Annotated in this window: 22 protein-coding genes and 1 pseudogene; 15 read left to right on the top strand and 8 right to left on the bottom strand. The window is 42.6% G+C overall.

The window, feature by feature from the left end:
• Window positions 1-218: 218 nt before the first annotated feature.
• The 4 genes from C4S61_RS15285 to C4S61_RS15270 are packed head-to-tail and all read right to left on the bottom strand — an operon-like array spanning window position 219 to window position 3,659.
• A complete protein-coding gene (locus C4S61_RS15285) occupies window positions 219-959 on the bottom strand; it encodes a DUF1080 domain-containing protein (protein ID WP_103925675.1) in 741 nt (246 codons plus the stop codon).
• A gap of 4 nt (window positions 960-963) precedes the next feature.
• Window positions 964-1,383 (bottom strand): c-type cytochrome, encoded by a 420-nt coding sequence (locus C4S61_RS15280; RefSeq protein WP_103925674.1) that lies wholly within the window; start codon window positions 1,381-1,383, stop codon window positions 964-966.
• 23 nt (window positions 1,384-1,406) lie between these two features.
• Window positions 1,407-2,459, bottom strand: a complete 1,053-nt coding sequence (locus C4S61_RS15275) for a sugar phosphate isomerase/epimerase family protein (protein WP_103925673.1) — start codon at window positions 2,457-2,459, stop codon at window positions 1,407-1,409.
• Window positions 2,460-2,489: 30 nt separating this feature from the next.
• Window positions 2,490-3,659 carry a Gfo/Idh/MocA family protein gene (locus C4S61_RS15270; protein WP_103925672.1) on the bottom strand — a complete coding sequence of 390 codons (1,170 nt, stop codon included), beginning with the start codon at window positions 3,657-3,659 and terminating at the stop codon, window positions 2,490-2,492.
• A gap of 244 nt (window positions 3,660-3,903) precedes the next feature.
• Here C4S61_RS15270 and C4S61_RS15265 point away from each other — a divergent pair, with 244 nt between their 5' ends.
• From C4S61_RS15265 to C4S61_RS15245, 5 genes are all read left to right on the top strand, one after another.
• Window positions 3,904-5,133 (top strand): nucleoside permease, encoded by a 1,230-nt coding sequence (locus C4S61_RS15265; protein ID WP_103925671.1) that lies wholly within the window; start codon window positions 3,904-3,906, stop codon window positions 5,131-5,133.
• A 13-nt stretch (window positions 5,134-5,146) separates the two neighbouring features.
• Window positions 5,147-6,022, top strand: coding sequence for a hydroxypyruvate isomerase family protein (locus tag C4S61_RS15260; RefSeq protein WP_103925670.1), 876 nt, complete (start codon window positions 5,147-5,149; stop codon window positions 6,020-6,022).
• Window positions 6,023-6,047: 25 nt separating this feature from the next.
• On the top strand, window positions 6,048-7,727 hold the full coding sequence (locus C4S61_RS15255; RefSeq protein WP_103925669.1) for a GMC oxidoreductase: 1,680 nt from the start codon (window positions 6,048-6,050) through the stop codon (window positions 7,725-7,727).
• 21 nt (window positions 7,728-7,748) lie between these two features.
• A complete protein-coding gene (locus C4S61_RS15250; protein ID WP_103925684.1) occupies window positions 7,749-8,303 on the top strand; it encodes a gluconate 2-dehydrogenase subunit 3 family protein in 555 nt (184 codons plus the stop codon).
• Window positions 8,304-8,371: 68 nt separating this feature from the next.
• Window positions 8,372-9,262, top strand: coding sequence for a sugar phosphate isomerase/epimerase family protein (locus tag C4S61_RS15245; protein ID WP_103925668.1), 891 nt, complete (start codon window positions 8,372-8,374; stop codon window positions 9,260-9,262).
• Here C4S61_RS15245 and C4S61_RS15240 read toward each other — a convergent pair.
• The gene (locus tag C4S61_RS15240; RefSeq protein WP_103925667.1) at window positions 9,259-9,909 is read right to left on the bottom strand and encodes an MCP four helix bundle domain-containing protein; all 651 of its coding nucleotides are present in this window, start codon (window positions 9,907-9,909) and stop codon (window positions 9,259-9,261) included. The two genes, C4S61_RS15245 and C4S61_RS15240, sit on opposite strands and share 4 nt — an antisense overlap.
• A gap of 107 nt (window positions 9,910-10,016) precedes the next feature.
• Window positions 10,017-10,808, bottom strand: coding sequence for a glycoside hydrolase family 16 protein (locus C4S61_RS15235; RefSeq protein WP_103925666.1), 792 nt, complete (start codon window positions 10,806-10,808; stop codon window positions 10,017-10,019).
• An 88-nt stretch (window positions 10,809-10,896) separates the two neighbouring features.
• Here C4S61_RS15235 and C4S61_RS15230 point away from each other — a divergent pair, with 88 nt between their 5' ends.
• Both C4S61_RS15230 and C4S61_RS15225 read left to right on the top strand, forming a co-directional pair.
• Window positions 10,897-11,085 carry a CsbD family protein gene (locus tag C4S61_RS15230; protein WP_103925665.1) on the top strand — a complete coding sequence of 63 codons (189 nt, stop codon included), beginning with the start codon at window positions 10,897-10,899 and terminating at the stop codon, window positions 11,083-11,085.
• Window positions 11,086-11,199: 114 nt separating this feature from the next.
• A complete protein-coding gene (locus C4S61_RS15225; RefSeq protein WP_103925664.1) occupies window positions 11,200-12,363 on the top strand; it encodes a homogentisate 1,2-dioxygenase in 1,164 nt (387 codons plus the stop codon).
• 96 nt (window positions 12,364-12,459) lie between these two features.
• Here the strand turns inward: C4S61_RS15225 and pafA are convergent, their stop codons facing one another.
• Window positions 12,460-14,094 (bottom strand): alkaline phosphatase PafA, encoded by a 1,635-nt coding sequence (gene pafA, locus C4S61_RS15220; protein WP_103925663.1) that lies wholly within the window; start codon window positions 14,092-14,094, stop codon window positions 12,460-12,462.
• A 252-nt stretch (window positions 14,095-14,346) separates the two neighbouring features.
• On the opposite strand from pafA, the gene C4S61_RS15215 reads away from it, so the two are divergent.
• From C4S61_RS15215 to C4S61_RS15180, 8 genes and pseudogenes are all read left to right on the top strand, one after another.
• A complete protein-coding gene (locus C4S61_RS15215; RefSeq protein ID WP_235010027.1) occupies window positions 14,347-16,050 on the top strand; it encodes a hypothetical protein in 1,704 nt (567 codons plus the stop codon).
• A gap of 59 nt (window positions 16,051-16,109) precedes the next feature.
• The gene (locus tag C4S61_RS15210; RefSeq protein ID WP_103925662.1) at window positions 16,110-17,942 is read left to right on the top strand and encodes an ABC transporter ATP-binding protein; all 1,833 of its coding nucleotides are present in this window, start codon (window positions 16,110-16,112) and stop codon (window positions 17,940-17,942) included.
• 131 nt (window positions 17,943-18,073) lie between these two features.
• A complete protein-coding gene (locus C4S61_RS15205; protein ID WP_103925661.1) occupies window positions 18,074-18,457 on the top strand; it encodes a hypothetical protein in 384 nt (127 codons plus the stop codon).
• A 61-nt stretch (window positions 18,458-18,518) separates the two neighbouring features.
• Entirely contained in the window at window positions 18,519-20,057 is a 1,539-nt protein-coding gene (locus tag C4S61_RS15200) for a YifB family Mg chelatase-like AAA ATPase (RefSeq protein ID WP_103925660.1), read from the top strand.
• Between the two features lie 76 nt (window positions 20,058-20,133).
• Window positions 20,134-20,232, top strand: a pseudogene (locus C4S61_RS22730) (IS200/IS605 family transposase); the annotation flags it as partial.
• Window positions 20,233-20,525: 293 nt separating this feature from the next.
• Window positions 20,526-20,711: a hypothetical protein gene (locus C4S61_RS15190; RefSeq protein WP_200820594.1), complete on the top strand. Its 186-nt coding sequence runs from the start codon at window positions 20,526-20,528 to the stop codon at window positions 20,709-20,711.
• Window positions 20,712-20,876: 165 nt separating this feature from the next.
• On the top strand, window positions 20,877-22,781 hold the full coding sequence (locus C4S61_RS15185; protein WP_103925659.1) for a DNA adenine methylase: 1,905 nt from the start codon (window positions 20,877-20,879) through the stop codon (window positions 22,779-22,781).
• The gene (locus tag C4S61_RS15180) at window positions 22,732-23,904 is read left to right on the top strand and encodes an HNH endonuclease signature motif containing protein (RefSeq protein WP_103925658.1); all 1,173 of its coding nucleotides are present in this window, start codon (window positions 22,732-22,734) and stop codon (window positions 23,902-23,904) included. The genes C4S61_RS15185 and C4S61_RS15180 overlap by 50 nt, the downstream gene beginning before the upstream one ends.
• Before the next feature lie 399 nt (window positions 23,905-24,303).
• Here C4S61_RS15180 and C4S61_RS15175 read toward each other — a convergent pair whose 3' ends face one another.
• Window positions 24,304-24,786 carry a hypothetical protein gene (locus tag C4S61_RS15175; RefSeq protein WP_103925657.1) on the bottom strand — a complete coding sequence of 161 codons (483 nt, stop codon included), beginning with the start codon at window positions 24,784-24,786 and terminating at the stop codon, window positions 24,304-24,306.
• Between the last annotated feature and the right edge of the window lie 196 nt (window positions 24,787-24,982).

Below are 24,982 nucleotides of genomic sequence, written 5' to 3'. Positions count from 1 at the left end.
GTCGGGGGTTCTCCCGAAAGCTTTCGGGACTCAACTCTCATAAAAATAAGTTTTGGAGCAATCTGAGGCTTTTATTTTTTAGCCATGGCAGACACCTTGAAGTAAATAAAATCGCACCTAAATGGAAAAAGCCCGGCTCACCACCGGGCTTTTCTACTAATTGAATCAATTCTAAATCTTTCCGCTTTTCAGGACTGGTCGGTCTTACCAACCGTAATTTATAGGTTTTTGATTTGAAGATTTCGGAAATAAACCAAATCGCCATGATCTTGAAGTGCGATTTTTCCTTTCTTATACTTTCCAAAACCCGGCATGTCCTTGAATTTGCTTTTCGCAATCAAGGCTTCCCATTCAGGAGTCCAAAGTGAAGTGGACACGATATTCACGCCATTTAAGAATAAATCCAGCTTACCCTGATTGACAATAATCTCGGCCTGATTCCATTCACCTACTGGCTTGACCGTTTCCTCGCTACTTACGATCAAATCATAAAGATCTCCTGCTCGATGGCTTATGATTTTGGCATCCGGGTGGCCATTATTGTCTAAAACCTGCATTTCAGGGCCTGTCTGCCATGGGTATTGGTATTCCGGAGATTCATGTACCAGAAAAATAACACCGCTGTTTCCATTAGGAGCTATTTTCCACTCATATTTGAAATGAAAATTTTCAAACTCTTCGTTGGTAACAATGTCACCGGCGTCGCCTGTCTGCCAGGCATCTTTATTGGCCGCATCCAGGTAAAGGGCTCCATCTTCAATTTTCCATGCATTCCCTACTTCTCCTCCTCCGTATTTTGACCAGCCATTGAATGTTTGCCCATCAAAAAGGGAAATCCATTCTTCAACTGGTGTTTCCACAGCCACTGTATCAGTGGATGTAGTTTCTTCCGATTTAGGAGCAGAGCAGGCAGCAAGAAGTCCTGCTGCTGCCCACATTGTCAAATAGCTTTTATTCATTTGATTATTTTTTAAGCAAAAGTACGTAACGAACCATGTCCTTAGCGTCTTCTTCGCTGAGGCCCGGATGAGCCGGCATTGGCACTTCACCCCAAACACCAACTCCTCCTTGGATCACTTTTGTAGCAAGTAAAGTCACATTTTCTTCAGTATTTTCGTACTTGGCAGCGACTTCGGCATAAGAGGGCCCAACAATTTTTCGTTCCACCATGTGGCATGAGGTACAATCAGAAGTCTTCAATTTTTCCAGGCCCTTGATGTAAATCGGGTCGTTTTGGTATTTCTCTTCCAGGCTCATTTCTTTGGCTGGCGCTGCCGCTACTGGCTCGGCAGTGGTCTCAGCCGCTTTTTCTCCTCCACCACATGCAAAGGTCAATCCTGCCAATGCAATCAGTCCCACGTTAAATAACTTGTTAATTTTCATTTTTTGATTTTTGTTTTAAGTAATCAGATTCCAAGAATTTTTTTGTTAAATGCCTCATCAGCTCCTGTACCCGCAAAGTCATCAAAAGCTTTCTCGGTCACCCGGATAATATGGCTGTCAATAAAAGGAGCACCTTCTGCAGCTCCTTGCTCGGGATGTTTGATGGCACACTCCCATTCCAAAACTGCCCATCCGCTGTAATTATACTGCGAAAGTTTGCTAAATATACCAGCAAAATCAACCTGTCCATCACCCAAGGAACGGAATCTACCCGCACGCTCTACCCAACCCTGAAATCCACCATACACTCCCTGCTTTCCGGTAGGGTTAAATTCAGCATCCTTGACATGGAACATTTTGATCCGATCATGGTAGAAATCAATAAACTGAAGGTAATCCAGACATTGAAGCACAAAATGGCTTGGATCATAGAGAATGTTAGCCCGCTTGTGACCGCCTACTTTTTCGAGAAACATCTCAAAAGTAATCCCGTCATGCAAATCTTCCCCAGGATGCAATTCATAGCACACATCCACTCCTACTTCATCGAAAGCATCCAAAATCGGCTTCCACCTTCTGGCCAACTCCGTGAATCCAGTCTCCACCAAACCCGCGGGACGTTGCGGCCAGGGATAAACTGTGTGCCACATCAATGCGCCTGAGAACGTGGCATGAGCAGTCAAACCTAAATTTTCTGAGGCTTTTGCGGCATAGTTTAGCTGTTGAGTTGCCCACTCTGATTTGCCTTTTAAGTCGCCTTTCAAGTTTGCCGGGGCAAATCCATCAAACAACTCATTATAAGCCGGGTGAACCGCCACCAATTGGCCCTGAAGGTGAGTAGATAGCTCAGAGATCTCCATGCCGGCATCTGCCACGATTCCTTTGATTTCATCTGCGTAAGTTTTGCTTTCAGCGGCTTTTTGCAAATCAATCATTCTGCCATCCCAGCTTGGAATCTGCACGGCTTTGTATCCAAGGTCAGCCATGTAGTGACTGATGTTTTTCAAATTGTTGAAGGGGGCCTTATCATCTGCAAATTGCGCAAGAAAGATTGCAGGGCCTTTAATTGTCTTCATGAGATTAATGGGTTTGAATATTGAGCTACTTTATTTTTCTACTGTGAATGGTGTCCATTTTACTTCAGACTGAGTACTTTTTAAAACATGATCAATGAATGCCATTCCTCGGATACCATCTTCGATTCCGGGATAGTCTTCCCACTCCCACTTCGGTTTTTCACCGGCCCGGTCAGCATAGATACAGCGGGCAAAATTTTGGTACAAGTTTGCGAAAGCCTCGATATAACCTTCGGGATGACCAGCCGGAGTCCGCGTATTTTCTTGGGCCAATGAACCTAAATAACCTGATCCTGCCCTGTAGATCTGCACAGGTTCATTTGGAAAACGAACAGTCAGGGAATTATTGAGCTCTTGCTCCCATTCCAGGCCTCCCTTTTCACCATATACACGAACCTTGAGGTTATTTTCACAACCCGTATCCGTCTGGGAAGCCATCAATACTCCAGATGCTCCATTTTCGAATCGAAGCAAAACAACCCCATCGTCATCAATCGGCCTTCCTTCGATTTTGATGTAAAGATCCGCACAAAGATGGGAAACCTTCTCACCGGTAATGTATTCTGCCATATGGAATGCATGTGTGCCAATGTCTCCCATACATCCTGCCGGTCCATTTCGGGTGGGATCGGTTCGCCACTCTGCCTGCTTATTATTTTCAGTCTCCAGTAATTTATAAAGCCAACCTTGCGGATATTCTACATACACTTTACGGACTTTTCCGATTTTCCCATCCGCGATCATCTGCTTTGCCTGCTTGATCATCGGATAGCCGGAGTAGGTATGGGTTAGCAGGAATCGTTTGTCAGAATTTTTAACGATGTGATACAACTCTTTCGCCTCGCTGTAATTCAGAGTGAGCGGCTTATCCAGGGCCACATGAAAACCATATTTGAGCGCTTTCACAGAAGGATCAAAATGTACGTTGTTAGGCGTTACGATTGCCACCACATCCATTCGTTCAGATTCCGGCAAATGGGATTCTTTTTCAAACATCTCATCGTAGGAATTGTAAACACGCGTGGAGTCCAGCATGAGTTCTTCACCCCTTTGTTTGGATTTGGAAGGGTTGGAGCTGAATGCGCCACACACCAGTTCAAACATGCCGTCCATCAAGGCGCCATTTAAGTGAATCGCTCCGATAAAGGAGCCTGGGCCGCCGCCGATAAGTCCGAGTTTGAGTTTTTTAGTTGCTGACATGGGTCAAAAGATTAGAATATTAGGTTTTATTGAGTTGAAAATTGATTCTAAGTTGAAATTTCGGAGTTCCTGAGCGTTGAAAAGCCAGAATATGATCAACTGTTATTTTGGATTATGAATGGCTTAGACAAAACTTTTAGAGCCCTTTCTTCGGAATCTCAAAAGAGATGCTTAAAATACTGCAAAAAGCCCAAAATCTAAATTTCACACCCGAATTTCCATTTTTCTTTCATCGTAAAAGCCCATGAACTCACCGATCAAGATTCGCCTGTCTTTAATGATGTTCTTGGAGTTCTTTGTATGGGGCTCCTGGTATGTGACCATGGGCACCTTTCTTGGAAACAACCTTCAGGCTAAAGATCAGGACATTTCACTGGCTTTTTCGACACAGTCCTTTGGGGCAATCATCGCTCCTTTTATTATAGGACTAATTGCCGACCGATATTTTCATGCCCAACGCATTTTGGGAGTAATTCATCTGATCGGAGCAGGACTGATGTATTTACTTTATTCTGCCACCGATTTTTCGGGCTTTTTCCCATTCTTGCTGGCATACATGATCTTATTTATGCCTACTCTGGCTTTGGTCAATGCGATATCCTTCAATCAGATGAAAGATCCCGCAAAGGAATTTTCAATCGTACGGGTTTGGGGGACGATAGGATGGATTGCAGCCGGCTTGTTGATTTCGTTTTTGGCTTGGGACAGTCAGGCAGGACTTTCGGAGGGGTTACTGAAAAACACCTGGATACTGGCAGCCTTTGTTTCCTTGGTGTTGGGGATTTATAGTTTTACACTTCCCGCTACCCCTCCCAGGGCAAAATCAAGTGAATCATTTAAGTTATCCGAGGTGTTGGGTCTGGAGGCCCTTGCATTATTAAAACACCGAAACTTTGCGATATTTTTTCTTTCCTCTATTCTGATCTGCATTCCTTTGGCGTTCTATTACCAAAATGCAAGCCCATTTCTCACCGAACTCGGAGTGGAAAATTCCACCGGTAAAATGGCCCTGGGACAAGTTTCGGAGGTATTGTTCCTACTCGCCTTACCCCTCTTTTTTACCCGATTTGGTTTCAAAAACACCTTGATAGTTGCCATGCTGGCTTGGGCCGTCCGCTACCTTTTCTTTGCTTTTGGAGATGCTGATTCAGGAGTTTGGATGCTACTGGTGGGAATTCTCCTTCACGGAGTCTGCTACGATTTCTTTTTTGTCAGTGGGCAGATCTATACGGATTCCCATGCAGGAGAAAAATTCAAATCCTCGGCACAGGGACTTATTACACTGGCAACCTATGGGATTGGCATGCTAATCGGCTTCTGGGCGGCAGGTCAGATCTCCGATTACTACCTTATTGAGACCGGTCTTCACACTTGGAAGTCAATTTGGTTGATTCCTGCTGGTATTTCAGTTTTGGTTTTACTACTTTTCATTTCCTTTTTCAAAAAAGAAGAAAAAGAAAAACCTCACCATTAAACCCCAAATACCTATGAATTTTGACTCAAGCAGAAGATCTTCTTTCAAGAAAATGATCCTGGGAGGAGCTGCAGTGGGCTCATTGGTGTCTTTCGACTGGAAAGACGGCAAAGCCCCCCTACAACTGAAAGGCAATATCAATCACGGCGTATGCGCCTGGACGATGCCATCACTCAACTTGGATGAACTTTGTGTGGCGATTAAAAAAATCGGTTTCAATGCCATTGACCTGGTTGGCCCAAAAGGTTGGGACACGCTGAAGGCTCACGAAGTGGAATGCTCCATGTGCAATGGCGCCGAGCTTGGAATACCCAAAGGTTGGAACGACCCACAATACCACGAACAATTGATCAAAAACTACACGGAACTCATTCCTGAGGTTGCAAAATACGGCTATAAAAATCTGATCTGTTTTTCCGGAAACCGAAACGGAATGGATGACGAAACCGGAATGAAAAACTGTGCTGAAGGACTCAAGAAAATCATTGGAGTAGCGGAGAAGCACGGGGTGATTATTCAGATGGAATTGTTGAACAGCAAAGTGAATCACAAGGATTACATGTGTGACTTATCTCCCTGGGGTGTTGAACTCTGCAAAATGATTGACAGTGAAAATTTCAAATTGCTTTATGACATCTATCACATGCAAATAGACGAAGGAGATATCATTCGAAGCATTCAAACAAATCATCAATATTTCGGTCATTATCATACTGCGGGCAATCCAGGCAGAAACGAACTGGATGAAAATCAGGAAATAAATTACCCTGCTGTCATGCGTGCCATCGTAGCAACCGGCTATCAGGGGTATGTTTCCCATGAGTTCATCCCAAAATCTGAAGACAAAATCGCCGCACTTGCTCAGGCCGTGCAAGTGTGTGATGTGTAACTAATTAAACCAAAATACCATACCTATGGCAAATGAAGCGTATGACGCAATCGTAGTTGGGTCAGGAATAAGTGGCGGATGGGCTGCTAAAGAGCTGACGGAAAAGGGGCTGAAAGTATTGCTCCTGGAGAGAGGCCCAATGGTTGAGCACGTAAAAGATTATAAAAGTGCCACCCTTGCCCCGTGGGAAGTTCCTCACAGAGGAAGAAGAACTCAAGAACTGCTAGAAAATCACCCAAATCTCAGAAGAGATTATGTTCTCAATGAGCTAAACCTCGACTGGTGGGCGCATGAAAGCGACTCTCCCTATGTAGAAGAAAAACCCTTCACCTGGTTTAGAGGGTATCAAGTAGGTGGACGATCCCTGCTTTGGGGAAGACAGTCTTACCGATGGGCGAATGTGGACTTTGAGGCAAATGCCAAAGAAGGTATTGCGGTAGACTGGCCGATCCGGTACAACGACATCGCCCCATGGTATAGCTACGTGGAGAAATTCATCGGAGTATCTGGTTCAAAAGACGGGCTTGCTATTCTTCCCGATGGGGAATTTCAAAAACCAATTCCGATGAATTGTGTAGAAATCGATGCCGCCGCTAAAATCAAAGAGCACTACAAAGGCGCGAGAAACTGGACGATCGGACGTCCGGCAAATAACACCGAGCCACTTCCGGGACGTCCGGGCTGTCAATACAGAAACAAGTGTTCCCTAGGATGTCCATTTGGTGGATACTTCAGTACACAAGCTTCTACGCTACCCGCCGCACAGGCTACCGGAAACCTTACGCTAAGACCATGGTCTATCGTGCGGCGATTGATCTATGACAAAGACACCCAAAAAGCAACGGGTGTAGAAGTACTCGACGCCGAAACAAATCAAACGATAGAATACGATGCGAAAATCGTCTTCTTATGTGCTTCTGCCTTCAATTCAACCGCTATTTTGATGCGAACAGCCACCGATATTTGGCCTGGTGGCTTGGGGTCATCTTCAGGAGAATTAGGACACAATGTAATGGATCATCACTTCCGACTTGGTGCCAACGGAACCATAGAAGGATATGAAGACAAATACTACTTCGGCCGCAGACCAACGGGACTTTATATCCCAAGATTCAGAAACTTGAACGGTGAGAAGCGAGATTACCTACGTGGTTTTGGATACCAGGGCGGAGCAAGCAGAAGTGGCTGGAACAGAGACGTGGCTGAATTGGGCTTTGGAGCTCCGATGAAGGACGCATTGACCGAGCCGGGACCATGGAGTGTCGGATTCACTGCTTTCGGAGAAATCCTTCCTTACCATGACAACACCATCAAACTCTCCGATACCGTCAAAGACAAGTGGGGAATGGAAGCGCTCGTCATGAGTGCTGAGATCAAAGAAAATGAGCTCAACATGCGGAAGGATATGATGGCTGATGCCGCAGAAATGCTGGAAGTAGCCGGATTCAAAAACATCAGAACTTATGACTCAGGTTATACATTTGGGCAGGGAATCCACGAAATGGGAACCGCTAGAATGGGACGTGACCCGAAGACCTCTGTGCTCAATGGAAACAATCAAGTGTGGGAAGCCAAAAATGTATTTGTCACCGATGGCGCTTGCATGACTTCAGCAGCGGCTCAAAACCCTTCCTTGACTTATATGGCACTGACAGCCAGAGCGGCAGCTTTCGCAGTGGATGAATTGAAAAAGATGAACCTCTAATCGGAAATAGAAATGACTGTAATGAATAGAAGAGACGCACTGAAAAGCGTCGTACTGATGATGGGAGGTACAATGATCGGTGCCACAGCCATCCTCACCGGTTGTTCACCCGAACGACAGCTAAAAGACCTGAATTTCAGCCCAGAAGACCTTGCTTTTCTGGATGAAATCGGAGAAACTATCATACCAACTACCGATACACCTGGTGCAAAAGCTACGGGCATAGGTGCATTTATGGTCATGATGGTGAAAGACACCTATGACGCAGATCAGCAAAAAGCTTTTATCGATGGATTGAATCAATTGAGCAAAGATTTCAAAGCTGAAAAAGGTGCTGACTTTATGGATGCCAGTGCAGAAGATCGACTTGCCTTCCTCAACGGAATGCAGGAGAAATTTAAAGCAAGTGGTGATGAACGACAACCCATCGTCATCAATATGCTTCGCGACTTGACAGTGCTGGGATATTTCACCTCTGAAATCGGTGCTACTCAAGCACTGAATTATGTGGAAGTTCCTGGCAGATACGATGGCTGCATAGCATATAAAAAAGGCGACAAAGCCTGGGCGATTTGATTCAGTCCTGATCAATAATTCACCAAAGCCTGCCTACCCAAAAGCAGGCTTTTTAATTCAACCCTACTATGAAAAATCAACGAAGAAAATTTATCCAAATGAGCTCCATGCTCGGATTGGGCGTGGCAGTCATGCCGCTTCAATTCTGCACTTCCCCTAAAAAGGAAACGGCTATTGCTGAACTTGACAAATCAAAGCTAGACAAGTTCGGCATTCAATTGTATTCCATCAAGGAAGACATGGCAATTGATCCTCAGGCCACCATGCGGGCTCTGGCCGGCTTTGGCTACAAGCAGTTTGAGGGATTTGACGGTGGAAAAGGAATTCTCTGGGGAATGCAACCTGCTGAATTCAAGACCTTACTATCCGAGACAGGCACAACCATGATTGCCTCCCATGCAAATGTTTTTGAAAATCTTGACGCACAGGCAGCACTTGCAGCTGAAGTTGGAATGAAATACCTGATTTGTCCGTGGATAGGCCCGCAGAAATCTTTGGATGATTACAGGAAAAAAGCGGAAGAGTTTAACCAAATCGGCGAAAAACTTAAGTCCTTTGGAGTAAAGTTTGCTTACCATAACCACGATTATACCTTTGTCGATCTAGAAGGTTCCCTTCCTCAGGACATTCTGATGGACCATACCGATCCTGCCTTGGTCGATTTCGAAATGGATATCTATTGGGTTCACGTTGCCAACGCCCAGCCGGCAGAATATCTGGCTAAATACCCCGGTAGATTCAAACTTTGCCATTTAAAAGATGCGGAGCCGGGAACCGGAGATCCACATCAGCGAGGGGTATTACTCGGTTCGGGAGAAATTCCCTATGCGGAACTCATCAAACAATCCAAGGAACTTGGAATGGAGCATTTCATTGTCGAGCAGGAGCGATTTCCATCTGGCACACCTATGGACGCGGCCAAAGCTAATGCCTCCTATCTTTCAGCCTTGGAATTTTAAATCATTCCCCGATTGCTATCTGACTTTCTAAACAAAAGCAGGAACATCACCACAACTAATATAATCAGCAGAGCCACTTCAAATTGTGCCCAAATTTGGGATCTATTGATGAGTACCTTGGCTTTGCTGATTAATTTTTCTCCTTCCTCCATTTGGATTTTACTTAGATTATCCAAATCCTGGCGTGCTAGGGATATTTTCTCATCATAAATTTTGACTTGGGCTCGATTAATCCCTGTGGAGTCGGAATAAAGCAAGTCATAACTTTTTATATTCAGATCAGTCTCTATGATTTTTTTAAAATCGGTCAGATAAGTCGCCTCTTGTTCGGTCAGATTGGTCGCCTCAAAGTCGGCGATGATCTCCAGAATAGACTTTTCATTACTGGCTATTTCATTTATTACCTTAGAATAATCATAATCTATATTGCAATGATCTATTAGTTTTTGAATTTGAAAAAGATTTTCAGAAATCTGAAAAATGTATCCTTCTACTACCAGCCGATCATTATACACTTCGGTGAAGGTATTGCTGATGCTTCTGAATGTTTGCCTTTCCAAAAGATTTTTGACATAGAGCAGCATCAGGAGAATTCCAATGATGACCAAGGCCCGAATTTTTCTTCTTTTAAGGATGGAATATTGCATGAGATGGAATATTTTCAAAAACGGTTAACCCCTAAGTAAGAGACAATATCAGACTTTACAAAAAACTTAACCTGTTTTAATCATAATCCCGATTTTAGTCCCCGGGATTAGGGCTTTTTGTCAAAAACTCTGACATAATCCACCTCCATTCGCTGTGGCCAAATATCGCCGGCAACGCCCTTGGCACCTCCCCAATTTCCTCCGACTGCGATATTTAAGATAATATGAAAAGGTTGATCAAATGGCCATTCTTTGGAATCTCCACCGGTATTTTCAAAAGTGAAATAATGCTTGCCATCAATAAAGAAATCTAGGCTCTCCTCTTTCCAATCTATTGCGTATACATGAAATTCATTTTGGAAATCAGACACCATGAGTTGCGCCCCTTTCTGTGTACCGATGGAGTGATTGAAAGCTTCCGTATGAACTGTTCCATGAACTTTGCCCGGATCATATCCCACATGCTCCATGATATCTATTTCCCCACTTTTTGGCCAACCTCCGTAGGTGTTTTGATCGGGAAGCATCCAGATTGCCGGCCATGTCCCTACACCTTCCGGCAGCTTTGCCCTAACTTCAATGTAGCCGTATTTCCATCCTGCTTTACCTTTGGTGACTAGTCTTGCCGAGGTATAGCCCTTTGGCTGTGATTGATCTGCATGAGCCTCAATGATTAGAATTCCATTTTCGACGCGGGCATTGTTCAGCTCATTTTTGGAATAATATTGAAGTTCTTTATTGCCCCAGCCATGGTCCCCTACGTCATAAGACCATTTGGACGATTCAGGATGTCCGTCTTTATCAAATTCATCAGCCCATACTAATTTTTGAGAAAAACCCTGGTGGACACAAAAGCTTGATAGACAGCCAATCAATAAATAATTATATAATAGTTTCATTTTATTCTTCTTAGTTTTTAAACTATTTTCAAATTATTCCGTGAAATGAGGTGTAAGGTTTTATTAATTAAATCTAAAATTTTAAACTATGTCATTACAACTTAAAGGTAATTGGAATCAAATTAAAGGAGAACTGAAACAAAAATTCGCCAATCTTACAGACGATGATCTGTTGTATCAAGAAGGAGAAGAGGACAAAGTCCTGGGAAAACTTCAAGAGAAAACCGGAGAGAGTGCAGAAAGCTTACGTAAGATAATCTTTAAAGACGAAAATTAAATCCTCGGTATAGTATTAATAATTGAAATGGTCGGCTTAAAACCCGACCATTTTTGCGTTTTTGGATTAATCCATTCAAAGAGAATTGTAACTTGCTCAAATAAACCCAAAAATATGGCTTATTACTTTAGATTGGGACAAATTCCTCCCAAGCGACATACTCAGTTTAGACAGCCTGACGGAAGCCTCTACAAGGAGGAATTGGTCAGTTCTAAAGGATTCTCCGGAATCTATTCCAACCTTTACCACATCTACAATCCCAACGAAGTCAAATCCATTGGCAATCCGACCCCTTTCTCTTGGGAGGCTGCAAAGCAACACGGACTCAATCAAACCCACCTTAAAACCTCAGGCCTTGAGATTACGGGGGAAGACTACCTCAGTGCCCGTCGGATGCTCATGATGAACAATGACGTGATGATGGGAATCTGCACCCCCCGTCAGCGAAAGATGGACTTCTACTTCAAAAATGCCGACGGAGATGAAATCATCTACATTCACGACGGTGAGGGCACTTTATATTCGCAGTTTGGCAAGTTGGAAGTGAAAAAAGGAGATTACGTGGTTATCCCCAGAACGACGATTTACAGGTTTGAATTCAAGGAAGAAGGTCCTCTGCGTCTTTTGGTCATCGAATCGCAGGGTCCGATCGAGACCGTAAAAAGATATCGCAACGAGGTTGGGCAACTATTGGAACACTCTCCGTATTGCGAGCGGGATATACGTCCTCCCCACGAGTTGCACATTGAGCGGGAAAAAGGGGATTACTTGGTTCAGATCAAAAAGCAAGGTTTTCTACATCAATATACTTACGGACATAGCCCGCTGGATATCGTCGGATGGGATGGATTTCTTTACCCTTATGCACTCTCTATCTACGATTTTGAACCGATCACCGGGCGAATTCATCAGCCCCCTCCAGTCCATCAAACGTTCCAAGCCTGGGGGTTTGTGATCTGCTCTTTTGTGCCTAGGCTTTTTGACTATCATCCTTTAGCTATTCCCGCACCCTACAATCACTCCAATATCGATTCTGACGAAGTCCTGTATTATGCTGAGGGGGAATTTATGAGCCGAAAAGGTATTGATCGGGGTTCTTTCACGATTCATATGGGAGGATTGCCTCATGGCCCTCATCCGGGGACAGTGGAAAAGTCGATCGGAGCCAAAGAAACGCATGAATACGCGGTCATGATGGACACCCACAGGCCTTTATTTATCACCACTGATGCATTGGAATTTGTAGACGAAAATTACCCCATGAGCTGGACAGAATAAGCCAGACCCTTCAGAATCAATTCCAACTGAAACCAAAAAATAAAACCCCGACCCATAAGAAATAGGTCGGGGTTTTTAGTATGAAGTCAAAAGATGTCAATCCAAGATTTCCTTTATCGGCTGACCGGTTGTGCCGTTTGGCATTCTCGTTTTGAGCAGAATGGACAATGTAGGCGCAATGTCAGTGATGGAGGTATAGGTGGAGCTTTTGCCGGGTTTGATTCCCCAACCATAGAATGCAATCGGCACATGGGTGTCATAGGAATAGCCTGACCCATGGGTGGTACCCCGCTGACCACCTGCCAGCCATGCCGGCTCCAAAATCAACAGCACATCACCCGAAGCCTTGTGGTTGTATCCCATTTGCAAAAGGTGCGAGTGATTTTTAGTAAACTCCTGACTGCGGAGATCAGTAGCAGTATAGGCCTCTTTCACACCCCTGAGTCGAAGTGAAAAGTCAGCCACATCCCGTTGCATCTGCTCAAAATCAATCTTTTTCTCCCGAGCCAAATCTTTGTTCAGAAATACCTGCTCATTGGAAAAATTAAGGACCCAATTTCCCTCTCCATACATGGCCATAGCAAAGCCCTTCAGTTGATTGGTAACCATCCCGGAGTTGAAGTTACCCCCCGGAACATTTTCACTCACCACATAGGCAGGCACCTCGGCCACACCATGATCAGCAGTGAGGAAAACAACATATTGGTCTTTTCCTACCGTCTTGTCCAGATATTCAAAGAATTTTGCAAGATCCTGATCCAATCTCAGGTAGGTATCCTCCACTTCAACGGAAGGGGGGCCAAATCGGTGACCGATGTAATCCGTACTCGAAAAACTTATAGCCAGAAAATCAGTCTCACCGCGCTGACCTAGCTTTTCGCCTTCAATGGCTGCGTATGCAAAGTCAAGTGTCAGGTTATTTCCATACGGAGTTGAAGACAACAGACCATAACCTCCGTTATCCGCTTTGAGGGAATCCAGATTGTATGGAAAAGTCGGAGTTGATTTCCCGATAAAAGGCCCCTCAAAATCATTGTTGTCAGCAATGCTGTTTTTATAGGTATCTATGGGAAAGAGCGTATTCCAGGTCTGCTTAAGGTAGGAGTCCGCGATTTTTTTTGAGTTGAACGCAGAAACCCACTTAGGCAAAGTCAGGGAATCATAGTAATAAGTGGAAGTCATAAAGTCTCCGGTCACGTCATCGTACCAATACGCATCTCCGGTATGTCCGGCAGGAAGACTTGCTCCCCGATCTTTGAAGGCAATTCCGACAACTTTTGACCGCTTACCGGTCGCAAAACGCAGCTCGTCAGTAATAGTTGTAGTCAACATATTTCGCGGGCTGATTTGTCCATTCCCGGGAGATCCGGCCACATTGGTCACGGTGCTGTCTTCTGCGCAATAGATCCCCCGACCCAATTGCTTCACGTACCAGTTATTGCCGATGATCCCATGCGTAGCCGGTGTAGTCCCAGTATAGACCGAAGCATGGCCAGGCCCTGTATACGTCGGAATGTAATTATAATGTCCATTGGTCATCATAAAACCCTGATCGGAAAATCGCTTAAATCCACCTTCGCCAAATCTTTCACCAAATCGGTAAAAATATTCTTGCCTCATCTGATCGACAATTATGCCTACAACCAGTTTAGGTCTTTCGGTTTGACTTTGTGCCAAAGTAATTGATTGGACTGCCGAAAGCAGGAAAATCAGGGACAGTAGTTTTCGCATGTCTGTAAGAATTTTTTACCAAAGATAAAGATATCCCCCATTCACGGGATTAACACTTTGTTAAATAGCAAAAAGTGTATGAATCGATCTCAGGTATTACAATTCTTGGTTGAAGCTGAGGCTTTTCTAATCTATCCTAAGATGAGGGATGGAGATCAATCCAATAAATGGAATTCAAAAAAAAGAAAACTCCTCATTGATTTTTTTCAGGACCTTGATTCCAATTTTCCAATTCTTTTCTAGCTTTAACTGATGCAAAAAACCACTCCTACGCAACTTTTCGGCCTCTTGATCTTTGTATTTGGCCTACTCCTAATTCCGGATTTAAGCTTTGCTCAGGGAGCTTATTTACCCTATGATCGGGACTATTATCACAAAGTAGATCGCTACGAAATACTCCAGGGAAGAAATAACCCCTTTTTCAACAGTGGGTACAAACCTTATCGCCGTGATATTTTAGCCAAATTCTTAGATAGCCTTGCCAAAAATCCGGAAGTAATCCGATCTAAAGCCGATCGGTTTAACCTGGACTACATGAGCCAGGACAATTGGGAATTTTCAGAACAAGAAACCCCTGAATCCAAAAAACCATTTCTTAAATCCCTCTACCGAAGACCGGGAGACTTCGCGCATCATGAGAGTGAGGAGTTCGGAATCCACCTGAGTCCAGTGATTTATATGAGTGGAGGTACCGAAACAGACAATGTCCGAAATCCAGCTCGACTGGCGAGAGGGTTGGTTTTACGAGGATCAGTTGACAAAAAAGTGGGGTTTTACACCTATTTGACCACCTCGGAGGTTTTCTTTCCGAGTTGGGTAAAAAGCTACGCTGAAAATAACGGCGCTGTACCAGGGGAAGGATTCTGGAAGGAATACGATGGGGACGGCTACAGCTATTTTTCCGCTTTGGGACACGTGTCATTTCAAGTCACCAAACACATCGAAATCCAAGCCGGACACGATCGGAATTTCGCAGGAGAAGGCTATCGTTCGTTTCAAATCTCGGATTTCTCCAATCCCTACATGTTCGTAAAGTTCAATACCAAGGTCTGGAAGTTTCAACTGACCAATCTTTGGACTCAGATGACCGCTGACGTCTTTTACAATCGAGGCAGACCAACAGATGGACGCTATCCGCAGAAATATTTTGCTTACAACAGACTCGGTTTTAATGTGGGAAAAAACCTGAATTTGGGCTTTTTCTCTTCCATCATGACTGACAAGATCAATTTCAACTACTTCAATCCCATCATCTTCCTAAGATGGGTGGAGCAGCAGCAGGGCACGCCTGACAAGGTCATGCTGGGATTGGATGCAAAGTGGATTTTCACTCCAGGCATGGAGCTTTATGGACAGTTTGCGCTGGATGAATTCGTCTTTTCCGAATTTTTTGAGATCGATGGAGAAGGCTCTAAGCGAAATAAATACGGTGCACAACTGGGCTACAAATACATCAATGTATTCGGATTGAATAATCTGGATTTTCAGGCGGAATGGAATCAGGCAAGGCCCTACACTTTTCAGGAAAAAGTGGATTATCAGTCCTATTCCAACTGGAACACTCCACTGACACATCCGCGGGGGGCCAATTTCAGAGAGTTTGTCGGAATTGTCAGGTATCAGCCTCTTCCTAGGCTGGACTTAAACCTAACTGGCTTTTATCAATATTTTGGCACGGATGAAAATACCGAGACCAACTGGGGAGGGGATGTGTTGAAAAATCGGCTGGAGGGAAGCCCGACAGGATTGTTTGGGAATTTTATCGGTCAGGGAGTGGAAAACAAGGTGGTCCAGGCCAATCTGACAGCCTCGTACATGCTCAAACACAACTTCTTTGTGGATGCTTCGCATACCTACCGAAGAAGAACTGCTCAGGATTTAGACGCCCCCAGTGCGAGTCACTACCTGCAGCTGGCTTTCCGGTGGAACTTTGTCCGACCTGACTTCAACTATTGACAGAAAACTCAGAATCCAAATTTGCGTAACTTGCAGACCGATTCATTTTCAATCTTTTGATGCAAACCTACCTTCGGATCCTGTCTTATGCTCGTCCATTTGGCAAATTCGTCCCCACCTACATCTTGTACACCCTCTTTTCCATCATTTTTGGATTGATCAATTTTACACTGCTCAAGCCACTTTTTGATGTGATTTTTGAGCAGGTGGAGCCGGAGTCGCTGGAAAAATTCAGAACGCTTCCAACCTTCACTTTTTCCATAGAATATTTCACAGGACTGTTCAATCACTATTTTTTGACCGTTCAGGATACATATGGGAAAATGGGAACCCTGTTCTTTGTATGCATCATCATTGTCTTCTCGGTCTTTTTATCCAATCTGTTCACCTACCTTTCCGCTGTTGTTTTGGCAAAAGTCCGTGCTACCGTCATCAAGGGCATGCGGATGGATATTTTCGAGAAAGTTGGTGCCTTACACATCGGATACTTTTCCAATGAGCGAAAAGGGGATTTGATGTCCAAAATGACCAACGATGTGCAGGAAGTCGAAAACACGATCGTTCAGTCCCTGAGAGTGGTTTTCCGTGAACCTGCCACGATTATCCTGTACTTTTCCGTGTTGTTTTTCATGTCAGTCAAGCTGACCCTTTTCACCATCCTGATCATCCCGATATCGGGAGCAATCATTGGAGGAATCACCCGCAGACTCAAGAAAAAAGCAGTACAAAGCCAGCAGTCCTTGGGCCGAATCGTCAATATTCTGGACGAAGCGCTTGGCGGAATGCGCGTAATCAAAGCCTTCAATGCGGAGCGTTTTATCGGTAAAAAATTTGACCAGGAAACAGATTATTACTCCAAAGTCAATGTGAGTATGGCGCGGAAAAATGAGCTTGCATCACCTATTTCACAATTTCTTGGGGTCAGCGTTGTCGCAGGAATTTTAGTCTATGGGGGCAGTTTGGTACTCAGTGGAGAGTCTGATTTGAGTGCCTCGGACTTCATTACCTATATCATTATTTTCACACAAGTCCTGAATCCCGCCAAGGAAATCTCCCGGGCTTTTTCCAACATTCAGCGGGGGATCGCTTCTGCGGAACGGATTTTTGGAGTGATCGACACTGAAAGTCAAATCAAAGCTCCGGCCGTACCAAAGCCTGTTTCTGAGTTCAGAACTGCTATTGAGTTCAGGGACGTAGCTTTTGCTTATGAAGACAAACTGGTGTTGAAAGCCATTAATTTCACCCTGAAAAAAGGAAAAACCATCGCGTTGGTAGGCCCTTCCGGAGGCGGGAAATCTACCTTGGCAGATTTGGTTCCGCGATTTTATGATCCTACTTCCGGCGGGATTTATCTGGACGGCACTAATCTGAGGGATTTTTCACCATCCCAACTCAGAAGTCTGATGGGTATCGTGACGCAAGAGTCCATTCTGTTCAATGACACGGTGTTCAACAATATTGCCTTTGGAATAGCGGATGCAACCGAGGATCAAGTCATCGAAGCTGCAAAAATTGCCAACGCTCACGAATTCATCTCAAACTTGGAAAATGGTTACCAGACTTCCATAGGGGAACGTGGCTCGAAACTTTCCGGTGGGCAGCGGCAGCGGTTAAGCATCGCCCGGGCCGTCTTGAAAAATCCTCCGATTCTCATTTTGGATGAAGCGACCTCTGCTTTGGATTCCGAATCAGAACATTTGGTACAAGAGGCTTTGACCAAATTGATGACCAATCGTACTACTTTGGTAATTGCACATCGCTTGAGTACAATCCAACATGCTGATGAGATTTTGGTGATCGAAAAAGGTGAAATCGCACAGCGCGGATCACATGCGGACCTGATGGCTGCAGACGGTCTTTATCAAAAGCTTTCCAGTATTCAGTCAGTTTGATTAAATTAGAAAACTTTAATAATTGAACTCATGAACTGACTAGGAGAAAAGCTTCTCACACCAGGAGATATCCCGATAGCTCGGTGATCTTGGGCATTCCATTTGAACTTCAAAAAACAATCTATAATCCTATGAAAACTATAGCAAAATACCTTCAAGTCGCCGTATTAGTCTACTTTATATTTTTCCTGATCTTTTTCATCTCCTTTGACACATTAGGAGGAATGTTTGGAATGGATCCGCTGACCTCCGACTCGATGGTCAAAGTATTCCTGACCGGATTTATCTTGTTTTTGGCAGCTTGGGGAGCAGGCATCATGCATGCCAGCAATCAAAGTACACTGATCAAGAAGATGCAGGATGAAATGAATGGGCTCAAAGCCAAACTCTATGATTTTGAGCATCCAAAAGTAGTCGAGCCCAAAAAGCCTCAACCTCAGCCATCCCTCCCCCCAAAAAACCAGGAGGAAACCGGAGGAATCCTTCGTCCAAGACAAAATTTCACCGATCAATAAAGGTTTAATTTTCACAATCCAGTATATTGAGGAGAACAATCGTCTGCTTTTTTATTCAGCTATGGTTGCAAAAACTTTTGGAAGTGCCGTTTCTGGCGTAGATGCCAATCTGATCACCATCGAAGTGAACGTTGGACAGGGAACCAGCTTTTACATGGTGGGCCTTCCCGATTCTGCCGTCAAGGAATCCCAACAACGGGTAGAATCCGCCCTCAAGTACTTCAACTACCGCATGCCACGCCAAAAGGTCGTCATCAATCTGGCTCCTGCGGACATCAGAAAAGAAGGCTCCGCCTATGATCTGTCCATCGCTATGGGCATTCTTCAAGCATCCGAGCAAGTCCACTTCCCAGAGCTCGACCGCTATGTAATCATGGGGGAACTATCCTTGGATGGCAACCTTCGACCGATCAAAGGAGTACTCCCCATCGCAATCGAAGCCCGAAAGCGGGGATTCAAAGGCTTCATTCTTCCTCTGGAAAATGCAAAAGAAGCCTCCATCGTCAATAACATTGATATCATCGGCGTGGAAACACTCGATCAGGCGGTGGATTTTCTTCAGGGAAATCTACAAATCGAACCCTTGGTCACCGATACCCGGGAGATCTTTTACCATTCGCTCGATGATAATGAATTTGACTTTGCCGATGTGCAGGGACAGGAGAATATCAAGCGCGCCATGGAAATCGCCGCGGCAGGAGGTCACAACGTCATCATGATCGGTCCTCCGGGTGCCGGCAAGACTATGCTCGCCAAGCGGCTTCCGTCGATTCTTCCTCCGCTATCGCTTCAGGAAGCCCTGGAGACGACAAAGATCCACTCCGTAGCCGGAAAACTGGGCAGAAACGGATCTTTGCTTGCTCAGCGACCTTTTCGAAGTCCACACCACACGATAAGCGATGTGGCCTTGGTCGGAGGAGGAGGAAATCCACAACCGGGGGAAATTTCCCTGGCCCACAATGGCGTGCTATTTCTGGACGAACTTCCCGAATTCAAGCGGACAGTACTGGAAGTGATGCGCCAACCGCTGGAAGAACGGAAAGTAACCATATCCCGAGCCAAAGTTTCCGTAGACTATCCGGCCAACTTTATGCTGATCGCCAGCATGAACCCCTGCCCCTGCGGCTATTACAATCATCCCGAGAAGGAATGCGTCTGTGGACCCGGCATCGTGCAGCGCTATCTGAACAAAGTGAGCGGACCGCTACTCGACCGGATCGACCTACATGTGGAAGTCACCCCGGTGAAATTTGACGAGATGACCTCCACCCGCAAAAGTGAAAACAGCAAATCCATCCGCGAGCGGGTCATTAAGGGAAGAGAGCGGCAGCGCGAGCGCTTCCAAAACAACCCCGAGGTCTACTGCAATGCCATGATGCCCTCCCACATGGTCAAGGAAATCTGCCAAATCAATGAAGCCGGAAAAGCCCTGCTCAAAACCGCCATGGAGCGGCTTGGACTATCTGCCCGGGCTTATGACCGCATCCTGAAGGTCGCCCGTACCATTGCCGATATCTCCGGCACTGCCGACATCAAAGTCGAGCACCTGGCCGAAGCCATTCAATATCGAAGTTTGGATCGAGAAGGCTGGGCGGGGTGAAAGAAAAAGTTTGAAGTTAGAAGTTTGAAATTGTAAAAAAAGGAATGCTACGGAAGTTTAACTTGATTTTTAATTGATGGCCAATACTTATACTCAAATTCACCTACACGTAATCTTTGCCGTTCAAAATCGTACCTGCCTTATTCAAAAAGAATGGAAGGAGTACCTTTTTAAAGAAATTCGAAGTAGACTTTGACCAGCGATTTATTTTACAGGAAGCGATGTATGATAATGAATAAGGTTATTCGAGTACGTGCCGCTAGGCACAGCATGTGGGTAGAAAACCATCAAACCAAAAGCATCCCGTCCCAGATGGGACGGAACAAAGCCATCAACTTATGTTCTACCTGTATGAAGCCCCTAAAGGGACTAGTGATTCGGAATTGCACAATAAATTTAAGACTATGAAATTCGGCAAAACAATAAAAATATTCCTAATTGATGGAGACCCAAACGGAAGGATGAGCTGTGAACTTTCTAATTGGTCTGGAAAAGCATCATACCCAATATCCCGAAATCCAGGTAAAAGCCTTTTCTCAAAGTCATGACCGCTTTTTATTGATAGACGGAAAGGAACTGTATCACTTGGGGCTTCACTCAAAGACTTGGGTAAAAAATGGTTTGCATTCCATCTATCCGAAAAAAATGGGATAACTTGAGGTTCCAAATTGGAACTTCAAATTGAAAATGAACTATAAGAATATGTGACAACTTGTTTCAAAACAGAAGAAAAAAAATTAAAAAAAAACAATGTTTGAATTTTAAGGAAAGCAAAACAGATTTAAGCCCTACCTTTGAGAAAAATAGAAAAGATATTATATGAGATTTATTGGTAACAAAGAATTAATAATGTCAGACATAATGAATATGTTGGATAAATTAGGCCTGACAAACAATGGATTAACATTTTTTGATGCATTTTGCGGAACAGGAGCAGTATCTGATTCTCTTAAAGATTCTTTTAATCTTATATCAAATGATTTGCTCCAATGGTGCATGATTTATACGAGAGGAAGAGTCTGTTCTAGTAATTGTTCTTTTACCCATTTAGGGTTTGATCCTATAAAGTTTTTAAATTCCAACACAAATTCTTTACAAGGATTTATTTATAACAATTATTCACCAGGAGGTTCAAACAGAATGTATTTTACAGCAGAAAATGCAGGAAGAATAGACTATTTCAGAGAAACTATAGAAAACTGGAGAACAGAAAACTTGATAAATGAAAATGAGTATGCATACTTATTGGCAAGCTTGGTAGAATCAGTTTCTGTTGTATCAAATACAGCCGGAGTTTACGGCGCATTTTTAAAACACTGGGATTCAAGAGCGCTTAAACCAATCGAATTTAAAAGAGTTTTGGCTAAATTTTCAAATCCAAATGAAACAACTTTTTTAAATACTAAAATAGAAGATATAATTTCAGACATTGAATGTGATATATTATACCTAGACCCGCCATACACCCAAAATCAATACGGAACACAATATCATTTATTAGAAACTTTAATTTTAAATGATAATCCTAATATAAGTGAAATAACTGGGTCAAGACCAACAACCCCTATGAAATCAGATTGGTCAAAAGACATAAAAACTCACATATTGTTTGATAAAATTTTAGCAAAGACAAAAGCTCAACATATTGTTTTCAGTTATAGCAAAGATGGTTTTATGTCAAAGAGTTTTATTGAAGCCAGCATGAAACGTTATGGAAAATCTGAAACATTTATTTGCAAAAACCTAAATTACAAAAAATACACAAATTCAAAATCTAAAGAAAAAAATGAACATTTTGAATATTTGTTTTATATAGAAAAGAAACCAGAAAATGAAGTCTCTTATGTTTCACCTCTAAATTACATAGGAAGTAAGGCGAAAATGGCTCAATTTATCAAGTTAAATTCCCCTAAAAAATTTAGCACATTCGTTGATGCTTTTGGTGGAGGTTTTAACGTAGGAATAAACATAAAAGCAGATAGAATTATTTATAATGACATCAATCATTTTGTTCGAGACCTTGTTTCATCATTTAAAATCAATGACACTTATCAATACGTTCTTTATTTGAAAAGAATTATAAAAAAATTTAAATTAGAAGCAGAAAACGCAGAAAGTTACATTAAGGTGAGAGATCACTACAATTCATTGCCCTCTGAAAAAAGAGATCCCAAGCTATTATACGCAGTAATTCTTTATGGATTTAACCAACAAATCCGTTTTAATGGAAATCACGATTTCAATAACCCCGTTGGCATGAGATGGTTCAATGATAAGGTATTGGAAAAAATGATAAGCTTTTCAAGAGTTATAAAAGAAAAAAATATATCGTTTGAAAGCAATGATTATAATGAGATTTTTTATGAATTAAATAAAAATAAGGAAACTTTTACCTACTTAGACCCACCATATATGTTAACAACAGGAGCATATAATGATGGTAAAAGGGGCTTTCACGGATGGAATACTGATACCGAAAAGAAATTTTTTGATTTTGTTGACAGATTGAATGATGACAACAAGTTGTTCATGATTTCATATGTTTTGGAACATAAAGGGAAATATAATTTTCAACTTAAGGAATGGATCAAGAAAAATAATTACAACATTATTGAAGTTGATCCTCAATTAGTCAATAACCGTCAAGAAATATTAATCACAAATTATATAATCAATGCCAATACCACACTTTACAATAAAAAATCATTTTCAGAAGCGACATGAGCTTTATGAAGAAATTTTGACTAAGGAAATTTTAAAAGATATTTGCAAGAAAATTACTGGACAAAATAAATTCACAGTAACTTTTGACAATATTGGATACAATATTGGAAGGTTAGCAACTTTAGAATTCAATGGGAACATTGCATATGTTTCCATCTCTGAATTTGAAATTAAATCTAGAAATTCCTTTTTCCAAAGTTTCCCAAGCGCCCTAGTTAAGTTTCATGAAGAAACAAACTCAAATAAAGCTATTTTCTTTTATTTTTTGAAACCTAATGGCAAAATTAATACAGCTTATTTCATCTTCATGTATAGGCTTATGAAAACAGCAGGTACTATTTTTTTAAATGAACATGATCACTTGGGTATTTCCATAAACCCATTTAATTCTGTATCTGACATCATAGTACAAAGAGATTTCAATAGAGGTAAAAATAAAGGAAATGCATCATCTTATGTAACCATAGATGAAAATGGAATACTTCAAATTTTTGGAAAAACATATGGAGCAAATAAATATGAAACCACCTTGCTCTGTCTTGCAATTTATGCGATTTCATCTCAGCCAATGGAGTTATATGAGATTCAAGAAAAAGAATTAATTAAATTACCAAAAGATGCAAGAAATGTAATTCTGTCCTTAGGAATAAAAGTAATTACTTCGAATCTAATTCTTGAGCGTGAGGAATTTGAAAATAATGACAGTTTACGATCTCCTACATATATATATAATCTTTTAGAGAAATTAGGAGATAAAAAATGTTGCCTATGTAGTTGTGAAATTCCCCAAATAATTCAAGGAGCACACATATGGCCTGTTGCAAGTATAAAACGAAATTCGGCATTAAATAATGATTTGAAACTTAAGCACGCCATCAATGGTGATAATGGTTTGTGGCTTTGTAACAATCACCATAAACTCTTTGATATCAATTTGCTTTACATCTCCAAGGATGGGAAAATCAGCTACAAAACAGATATTGAACAAAGTCATGAAGATTTTGTAATTAATTTTATAGCAAACAAACAACTTCCAAAGGAGATTCTTACACCCGAATTCATTTCGTATTTAGAAAAAAGAAATAGCCTACTAGAATCAACTGATTACACCCTAATTATTTAAGCTTTCAGAAAAAACCCAGCTCTATTCCAACACATTTTTTAATTTGGGATTAAATGATAATTTTACTCTTCCCCCTAATTTGATGCAAAATCAACTACTTTCAATAGAAGGTTTCCTTTTTTATATTACCCATTAACAACAGAAGGGAACTGGCTCTCCAATTTAGACACCCCACTTACTTTTCGGAATAACCAGTTTGCTTTTTTGCCAAACTAATTAGCCTCGGAGGGTAAACATATACTTTCTGAGGCTAATTAATTACCCTCGGAGGGTAGTGGTCTAGCCTCAGAAGGCAATCCTCTACCTTTTCTAGGAAACTACTTATCTACCGAGGACAAATAAAAAGGCCGGCTGCAAGCAACCGGCCCAAATGGGGTCATTAAAGCAACTTTTCAAGCATTAAGAGTCTCCAGGAGGTTTCCTTCTCCTGCCCTGCCCTACGAAGCGCTTGCCTAGATCTTCTGAGATTGGCTTGGCGTCAGGGTAGTTCATCACGGCTCCTATTTCCACTCCTTTGTAATAGCCTAGGCAGGCCTTATACAGTTCGGAGCCTGCTTCCATGATCGTATCGCTGAGATTGCTCGCCAGCTGATCAATGATGCGAAGGATGGGAACCAATTGGTTGATCGCTTTCCAGTCCTTGTCCATTTCTTCCGCGCTCAGTACAGCTGGAAGAAACTGTGGATTGGATTTGACATAATCCAAGACCTTTATCACAAAAGGTTCGGAACCGTCTCCCATCTTGAGCATCATGCGACGCTGATCGGGGGAGAGTGCGATTAAGTACTTCCGCAGGATGTCTGTGACAATCTTTAATGCGTCCTGTACTTTTTTGATATCCTCTTCCGGGATATCAAACGATACTAAGTTTTCTGCGCTCATAGGCAAAAACGTTTAATGGTGAAAAATAATTTAACTATCATAAGTTAACTAACTGATCATTAAGACAAAAAATATTTTCCGGTTTTTTTTCTTCACTGTGATAGAATCAGCATGTCAATATTCAATTCATGGAATAGAAAATCGATTATTTATACCAAAACCATATTAAAGTTGGCCATAGAAAATCTAAAATGAA

The organism is Algoriphagus boritolerans DSM 17298 = JCM 18970 (genome assembly GCF_900108085.1).
GTDB lineage: Bacteria > Bacteroidota > Bacteroidia > Cytophagales > Cyclobacteriaceae > Algoriphagus > Algoriphagus boritolerans.
Note: the sequence above shows the minus strand (reverse complement) of the source record. Positions and strands in the feature narration are given on the sequence as shown.